The organism is Streptomyces sp. FH025 (genome assembly GCF_017427025.1).
Lineage (GTDB): Bacteria > Actinomycetota > Actinomycetes > Streptomycetales > Streptomycetaceae > Kitasatospora.
On the sequence record NZ_JAFLNG010000337.1, the window covers coordinates 1 to 8,178 of the forward strand.

General features: G+C 73.0%; 7 protein-coding genes. 4 read left to right on the forward strand and 3 right to left on the reverse strand.

Going from position 1 to position 8,178, the window contains the following annotated elements:
* Positions 1-206: 206 nt before the first annotated feature.
* Complete coding sequence (locus tag J0670_RS22635) at positions 207-1,253, forward strand: DMT family transporter (RefSeq protein ID WP_207813485.1); 1,047 nt, start codon at positions 207-209, stop codon at positions 1,251-1,253.
* Here J0670_RS22635 and lepB read toward each other — a convergent pair.
* Both lepB and J0670_RS22645 read right to left on the reverse strand, forming a co-directional pair.
* A complete protein-coding gene (lepB, locus tag J0670_RS22640) occupies positions 1,216-2,100 on the reverse strand; it encodes a signal peptidase I (protein ID WP_207813486.1) in 885 nt (294 codons plus the stop codon). The genes J0670_RS22635 and lepB overlap by 38 nt on opposite strands.
* Positions 2,101-2,353: 253 nt before the next feature.
* A complete protein-coding gene (locus J0670_RS22645; RefSeq protein WP_207813487.1) occupies positions 2,354-2,689 on the reverse strand; it encodes a chorismate mutase in 336 nt (111 codons plus the stop codon).
* A 261-nt stretch (positions 2,690-2,950) separates the two neighbouring features.
* Here J0670_RS22645 and J0670_RS22650 point away from each other — a divergent pair, with 261 nt between their 5' ends.
* Complete coding sequence (locus J0670_RS22650) at positions 2,951-3,376, forward strand: OsmC family protein (protein ID WP_207813488.1); 426 nt, start codon at positions 2,951-2,953, stop codon at positions 3,374-3,376.
* A gap of 428 nt (positions 3,377-3,804) precedes the next feature.
* Positions 3,805-5,952: a bifunctional diguanylate cyclase/phosphodiesterase gene (locus J0670_RS22655; protein WP_207813489.1), complete on the forward strand. Its 2,148-nt coding sequence runs from the start codon at positions 3,805-3,807 to the stop codon at positions 5,950-5,952.
* Between the two features lie 17 nt (positions 5,953-5,969).
* Here J0670_RS22655 and J0670_RS22660 read toward each other — a convergent pair whose 3' ends face one another.
* Positions 5,970-7,061, reverse strand: a complete 1,092-nt coding sequence (locus J0670_RS22660) for an LLM class flavin-dependent oxidoreductase (RefSeq protein WP_207813490.1) — start codon at positions 7,059-7,061, stop codon at positions 5,970-5,972.
* 582 nt (positions 7,062-7,643) lie between these two features.
* Here J0670_RS22660 and J0670_RS22665 point away from each other — a divergent pair.
* Positions 7,644-8,178: VTT domain-containing protein (locus J0670_RS22665; RefSeq protein WP_307806643.1), on the forward strand; the 535-nt coding region annotated here is incomplete at its 3' end.

The following is an 8,178-nucleotide window of genomic DNA, read 5'->3' on the forward strand; positions in this document are numbered from 1 at the left end:
TGACGCCGGCGCCCGGGGGCTATCGCCCCCGGGCGCCGGCGTTTTCGGGCGTCGGCATTTTCGTGCGCTGGTGTTTCCGGGCGTCGGCGATTCCGGGCGTCGGCGATTTCGTGCAGGTGATTGCGCCGCTGCGCACAGTAGGGACCAGGACCGAATGACGGAATGGCGCCTTACCGAAGCGTCGGTGTGACTGCCAGAATGCGGCCGTGCACAGATCAACGGCCTCGCCCACCCACCCTTCGGGCAGAACCCTCGGCCTCGGCCTCGCGCTGGTCTCCGCGTTCGCCTTCGGCGGCTCCGGCACCGCGGCCAAGCCGCTGATCGAGGCCGGACTGTCACCGCTGCACGTGGTGTGGCTCCGGGTCACGGGCGCGGCCGTCGCGCTCCTGCCCATCGCCTACCGGCACCGGGACGCCGTCCTGCGCCGCCCCGGCCTGCTGCTCGGCTTCGGCCTGCTCGCCGTGGCCGGCGTCCAGGCCTGCTACTTCGCGGCGATCTCCCGCATCCCGGTCGGCGTCGCCCTGCTCATCGAGTACCTCGGGCCGCCCCTGCTGATCGGCTACGTGAAGTTCGTGCAGCGCAAGCCGATCTCCCGGGGCGCGGCCGTCGGCGCCGGCGTCGCGGTGGCCGGACTGGCCTGCGTGGTGGAGGTCTGGAACGGCCTGAGCTTCGACGCGCTGGGCGTGCTGTTCGCCCTCGGCGCGGCCTGCTGCCAGGTCGGCTACTTCGTGCTCGCCGACGCCGGCCGCCGCGGCGAGCGCCCGGTCGACCCTCTGGCCGTCAGCGCGTACGGGCTGCTCATCGGCGCCGTGGTGCTCACCGCGCTCACCCGGCCCTGGCAGGCCGACTGGGGCAAGCTCGGCGGTTCGGTGGTGATGAACGGACACACCCTGCCCGCGGTCATCCCAGCCGCCTGGATGGTGCTGATCGCCACCGTGCTCGCCTACCTGACCGGCGTGGTCTCCGTCGGATACCTCTCGCCGCCGGTCGCCGGGGTGGTGGCCAACCTGGAGGCGGTGGTCGCCACCGTGCTGGCCTGGGTCCTGCTCGGCGAGCACCTCGGACTGCCGCAGATCACGGGCGGCCTGCTGGTGCTGGCGGGTGCCTTCGCGGCGCAGTCGAGCAAACCGGCGGCAGTGGAGGCGACGCCGGAGGCGGCAGCGGCCTCGGGGAGCCGGGAGGCGCGGGAGCGGGTGGCCGCCTCCGAGCGCGGGGTCAGCGGCCGGTCCAGCCGAACCAGTCGAGGTGATTGAGCGGCCACACGACGCCCGACACCGGGCCGACCACGTCGTCCACCGGGACGGCGCCGCCACCCGGGCCGCGCTGGTGGTAGCGGGAGTCGGCCGAGTCGCTGCGGTGGTCGCCCTCCACCCAGATGTAGCCCGTAGGCACCGTCACCGGACCGAAGTCCAGGCCCGCACAGGAGTCGTCTCCGGGGTGCAGGTACGGCTCGTCGACCTTCTTGCCGTCGACGGTCAGCGTGGTGCCGTTGCACTGCACGGTCTGGCCGCCGGTCGCGATGACCCGCTTGACCAGGTAGTTGTCGTCCTTCGGCGGCACCAGCCCGACGAAGCTCAGCACCGAGCTCACGGCGTTGGTCAACGGGTTCGAGTCCACCGGCTGCGGCGGCAGCCAGTTCCCCGGGTCCTTGAACACCACCGGCTGACCCGGCTCCGGCTCCCAGCCGGTCAGCGGCGCGAGCTTGTTCACGCCGACCCGGTCGCCGATCCGCAGGGTGTTCTCCATCGAGCCGGACGGGATGGAGAACACCTGGAACAGGCAGGTCTTGATCAACAGCGCGACCACCAGGCCGACCGCCGCCATCGCGGGCAGCTCGATCCACAGCGGCCTGGACTTGCGCCCCGCCCGGCGGTCCCGCCGGTTTCGACGGCCGCGCGAGCCGGCGGCGCGGCGGCGGGCCTCGGCACGGCCGCCGGGCGCACCGGGTGCACCGGGTGCGTTGGGTCCGCCGGGTCCGCCGGGTCCGCCGTGGGTGTCTCGGGCGTACGTGGCGTCCTGGGTGATCTCGGCGATCTCGGCGCCCTGCACGGCAGGATCGCCGGGAGCTCCGCTGGGCGTTTCGGGCAGGTTCACCGCCATCGTCGCTGCTCCACCTCTCCGGCTGGGGAAACCTGCACGCTACGCCAACCGGGGAGCCGTACGAAATCCGGCATTTAGCCGCCCCCGACATCGTCGGGCGGGGAGCACCGGCTCCGCCCGACCGTCGGCGCTGCCGCCGGGGCCGGTCACGGGCCGGTTCCGAGGCCCGTGACCGGCCCCGCGACCGAGCGTGTCACGGTAGCCGTCACAGGAACCGTCATGGGAGCCGTCATCGGACCGGTTCAGGACCGGTTCAGGCGCGGGCGATGGCCTCGTGGTGGCGGATGACCTCGGCGATGATGAAGTTGAGGAACTTCTCCGCGAAGACCGGGTCGAGCTTGGCCCCGGCGGCCAGCTCCCGCAGTCGCTTGATCTGGTCCCGCTCCCGGGCCGGATCGGCCGGCGGCAGCTTGTGCTCGGCCTTGAGCCGGCCGACCCGCTGGGTCGCCTTGAAGCGCTCGGCCAGCATGTGGACCACGGCGGCGTCGATGTTGTCGATGCTCTCGCGCAGGCTGGTCAGCTCAGTCCGAACCGCGTCGTCGATCCCGTCCGGCAGGCCGGCGTCGGGGGTCGTGGGCTGGTCCGTCATCGGGGTGGCTCCCGGTGTCTGGGTGGGGCGCCCGACCGTACGGCGGCCGGGCTCGGACCCCCGCAAATCTAACAGGGCCCTCGTCCGGGCCCGTACCGTTCGACGGATCCGTCCACCATCCGGACAGCCTGCCAGGGCCCGTCCGGCGGGCCGTCCGCCGAACCGCCCGTCACCCGGCCCCGGGGCGGGGCTGCCCGTAGGCTGGTGCGTGCATGACCGGAAGTGACGACTCAGCAGTTTTTTATGTTGGAGGAACCGATCGTGGCAACCATCCGTACCGCCCACACGGCCTGGGAGGGCAACCTCCTCAACGGCAAGGGGCAGGTGACCTTCGCCTCCTCCGGGATCGGCGAGTTCCCCGTCTCCTGGCCCTCCCGCGCCGAGGAGCCCAACGGCAAGACCAGCCCGGAGGAGCTCATCGCGGCCGCCCACTCCGCCTGCTTCTCGATGGCCCTCTCCCACGGCCTGACCGGCGCCGGCACCCCGCCCACCACGCTGGACACCCGGGCCGATGTCACCTTCCAGCCCGGTACCGGCATCACCGGCATCCACCTGACCGTCACCGGTGAGGTGCCCGGCCTGGACGAGGCCGGCTTCGTCCGGGCCGCCGAGGACGCCAAGGCCAACTGCCCGGTCAGCAAGGCCCTGGCCGGCACCACCATCACCCTCACGGCCAAGCTGGCCTGACCCCTCTCCCGAGCCCCTCCGGGCCTTCCCCTCCCTGCCCGGACCCCGCTCCCGGCGCGCGACCGGCGCCCGGGGGCGCGGCCTCGGCTCACACGCTCCCCGCGCACCTCATGTGATGTACACCAAGGGCGTCCGAACGTTCCGCCACGCATGATCACAAAAGGGGTGAATCACCCTGGCGGCGGTCACCGCGCGTTGCCGTCGCGGCCTATGATCGGCCGCAGCGCCCTGTTCTCCACCCGGGTCCCCGCGCGACAGCGCCCCACGGCGGGCAGCCCGCAGCGGATCGGCTCCGAGGACCGCGACAGAGTGCGGAACCGGCCGCCGGAGTCCCGACCGGGCCGGACGGACCATCGTCAAGCGTCAGCAGCGGACGGGAGCATGCCGTGCCGGGCCAGAACGAGGGGGCCGACGCACACCACCCAGGCGTGCGACGAGAGGAATCGTCACACCACCGCCACCTCGCCGCGCCGGTCCTCGTCCCGGACACCGTCCCCGCCGTCCCCGCCGTTCCGGCCGCTCCGGCCGCTCCGGCCGCGGCCTGCGGCACGCTGGAGGACCCCGGGGTGCTGCTCTGCCCCACCTGCTCGGCCCCGCTGACCGCCGACGGCCACCGACGCGCCCTCGCAGACACCGGCGCTCCGGGCGCCGAGGACGGCGACACCGACCGGCCGCCGTCGGTGTTGCGGGCCAGCGAGTCCCGTTTCCGGGCCGCCTTCTGCGACGCGGTCATCGGCATGGCCCTGATCGACCCCGAGGACCGGATCATCGAGGTCAACCCCGCCTTCGCGACCCTGATCGGCCGCAAGGTCGGCGACCTGGTCCAGACCCACCTGCACGAGATCATCGACCCGGAGGGCATGCCGCACCGGCTCTTCACCGAACTCGTCCGCCGCGGGCGGGAACGGTTCCGCGTGGAGAAGCAGCTCCGGCACCGCGAGGGCCACACGGTCTGGAGCAAGGTCACCGTCTCCCTGATCCGGGACACCGCCGGGCAGCCGCTCTACACCCTCGCGCTGGTGGAGGACATCACCGAGCAGCGCCTGCTCGGTGACCGCCTGGAGTTCCAGGCCCTGCACGACCCGCTGACCCGGCTGCCCAACCGGACCTTCTTCTTCGACCGGCTCGACGCCGCCTGCCTGCCGGGCTCCGAGGGCCCCGCGGTCGATCCGGGCTCCGGTGCGGGTACGGGCTCGGTCGCGAACCTGGACTCGGATGCGGACCTGCGTTCAGGCGGGCCCGTGGTTCCGGGGAGCGGGCGCCGGGTCGGCGTCTGCTACCTGGACCTCGACGGCTTCGCGGCGATCAACGAGACCCTCGGCCACCACATCGGCGACCAGTTGCTGGTCGCCGTCGCCGCCCGGCTGCAACACGGGCTGTCCGAACGCGACGCCCACCTGGTGGCCCGGATGGGCGGCGACGAGTTCGCCGTCCTGGTCTCCGACAGCCTGGGCAGCGAACAGCTGACCGCGCTGGCCGGCCGGATCCTGGAGGTGCTGGAACGTCCCTTCGACGTCGCCGGGCACCGGCTGGTGATCACCGCCAGCGTGGGCGTCGTCGAACGGTCGGTGCGCGAGACCACCCCGGCCGACCTGGTGAAGGACGCCGACGCGACCCTCTACTGGTCCAAGGCCGACGGCCGCGCCCGCTGGACCCTCTACGACCCGGACCGCGGCGCCCACCAGCTCACCCGCCAGTTGCTCGCCACCGCCCTGCGCCCGGCCCTGGAACGCGGCGAGTTCACCATCGAGTACCAGCCGCTGGTCGGCCTGGCCGACGGCGCGGTGCACGGAGCCGAGGCCCTGGTCCGCTGGCGCCACCCCCGTTACGGGACGCTCTCCCCTGACCGCTTCATCCCGCTGGCCGAGGAGTCCGGCGCGATCGTGCCGCTCGGCAAGTGGGTGTTGGAGGAGTCGTGCCGCCAGGCCAAGCAATGGCTCGCCGAGTTCCCCGACACCGAGACCTTCGTGAGCGTCAACCTGGCGGCCCGCCAGATCTGGGACTCCGACGTGGTCGCCGATGTCGCCCGGGCCCTGGAACTCACCGGCCTGCCGGCCCGGCTGCTCCAGTTGGAGATCACCGAGAGCGCCCTGCTCGGCCCCGGCGGACGCCCGCTGCAGGCACTTCAGGCACTCGCCGACATGGGTGTGCGGATCGCCATCGACGACTTCGGCACCGGCTACTCCAACCTGGCCTACCTCTCCCGGCTGCCGGTGCACGTCCTGAAGCTCGACGGCACCTTCATCGAGGGCTTCCGTGACCCGGCCCCGACGGACCGCCCGTCCCTCCCCGAGCTCCGCGCCCGCCGCAGCGACGCCGACGAGCAGATCGTCGGCGCGATGGTGCAGCTGGCCCACACCCTCGGCCTGACCGTCACCGCCGAGGGCATCGAGAGCGCCGCCCAGGCCGAACGGCTCCGGCTGACCGGCTGCGACACCGCGCAGGGCTGGTACTTCGCCCGGCCGGGCGAGGCCGAACTGGTCGCCGCGATACTCCGCGAGGGCCGGCCCGCCCCGGACGGCCGCGCTCGGCCCGACGCGGGCTGCCGCCGCCGGGCCGTAGCCTCCGGGCCGTAGCCGCTGGGCGGTGGCTGTCAGGCCTTCGCTGTCAGGCCGTAGGCCTCGGCGATCAGACCGTAGGAGCGGATCCGGGCCTCGTTGCCGTGGACGTGCGAGGTGACCATCAGCTCGTCCACCCCGGTCCGCTTGCGCAGTGCCTCCAGACCGTCCGCGACCTGGCCCGGTTCGCCCAGCACCACGTTCTCCAGCAGGCTGTCCATGAAATCCGCCTCGGCCGGGCTGTACGGGTACTCCTCGGCCTGCTCCGGGCTGGGGATCGGGCCCGGGTTGCCGCTCCGGAGCCGGAGCATGCCGAGGGCCGCGGAGCGGGCGAGGCGGAGAGCGGCAGCCTCGTCGTCGGCTGCGACGGCGCTCACACCGATCAGCGTGTACGGCTCGCTGAGCACGGCGGAGGGGCGGAAGGACGACCGGTAGAGGTCCAGGGCCGGGATGGTGTTCGTGCTGCTGAAGTGGTGGGCGAAGGCGAACGGGAGGCCCAGGCGCCCGGCCAGCTGGGCGCTGAAGCCGGAGGAGCCGAGCAGCCAGATCGGCGGGCGGCCCTCGCTCCGGGGGACGGCGGTCAGCCGCGCGTACGGGTGTCCGGAGGGGAAGTCCCCGTCGAGGAAGTGGGTCAGCTCGGCGAGCTGCTGCGGGAAGTCGTCGGCGCCCTCGCCGAGGCCACGGCGCAGCGCCCGGGCGGTGGCCGGGTCGGTACCGGGGGCGCGGCCGAGCCCGATGTCGATCCGGCCGGGGTGCAGGGCCTCCAGCAGGCCGAACTGCTCGGCGATGGCCAGCGGGGCGTGGTTGGGGAGCATGACCCCGCCGGAGCCGAGTCGCAGCGTCGTGGTGTTGGCGCCGAGATGGGCGAGGAGGACGGCCGGGGTCGAGCTGGCCACCCCGGGCATGCCGTGGTGCTCGGCCACCCAGAAGCGGTGGTACCCCCACTGCTCGGCGCGGCGGGCCAGCTCGGTGGTGGCGGCGAGGGCCTCACCGGGCGTGTATCCGACGCCGACACTGGCCAGGTCGAGGATCGAGAGCGGAGCGGGTGCCGTACCGCGGGGTGTCCCCCGGATCGCCTGGTCGATCCGCGGCTCGGTTCCGTGCTCCTGCTGGTCCTCGGTGGTCATGCCGTGTTCCCTCCTGGCCGTCCTTGATCCGGCTGCCCCTGGGCCGGCCGTCGTGAGCGGCCGCACAGGTCTCGGACGGCCCTGCCGTCGCTACTGCCAAGCAGCATTAACTACAGCTCCGGACTCGCTGTTCCCTTGAGCCGGACGCGTTCCGGCCGATCCGCTCGGTACCGGCCAACCACCCGCCCCCTGACGGAGCGCCAGTGCGTGACCACGGATGGCGACTTCACGCCAGGAGCGGAAGTCGCCATCCCCGGGACTCGCGAACGGCGGCGGGCATCCGGCAGGCTGTGATCAGGAGCGGTCGCCCAACGGGATCCGCACTCCGCAAGCAAGATCGTCGGGCTGGACCAGCACCGGACGATCCCTGCGAGCCCTCGGCGCGGCACCCCGCCCCGGGGGCTCGTTCCATGTGCGGCGACTCCTCCGCCGCCCGCGGCCGTGCCCGGCGGGCCGCGGTCTCCCCTGGTGATCCTCGGCATACCGGGGTGCTTCATGGCATGAAAAGTCGAGGCGCTAGCGTTGACTCCAGCAGCCTCCTGCTCCCCCGGGCGGCGTGGAGGGAGTAAGGCCTTGGACTTCGTGGCGACGATCGGATCCTCATGGATCTGCGCCCTGGCCTTGTTCGCCGTACTCGGCGACGCCCTGCTCCCCTTCATACCGAGCGGGACCCTGGTCATCCTGGCCGTGCTCAAGACCGCGCAGATCAACGGCGCCCCGCTGCTGCTGGGCCTGGGTGTGGCGGTGGCCTCCTTCCTCGGCGACCTCCTGCTGCTCCACCTCGCCCGGCGAGGCGCCCCGCTACTGCAGCGCCGGCTCGCCCGGCGCCCGAAGCTGGCGGCCAGCGTGACCCGGGTCCAGCAGTCCCTGGTGGAGCGCCCTCACGGCGGGGCGGCCGCGATGGTGGTGATCGCGCGGTTCGTGCCGGCCGGGCGAACCGTCCTGGACCTGGCCATCGGCCACTCCCCCGCCCATCCGCACCGCTTCCTGCACTGGTCGGCGCTGGCGGCGCTGGTCTGGGCCGCCTACATCGTGACGCTGGGCTGGCTGAACAGCCACTGGTTCAACACGGCCTGGCTCAGTCTGGCGGTCTCCTGCGCGGCGGCCACCGCCATCA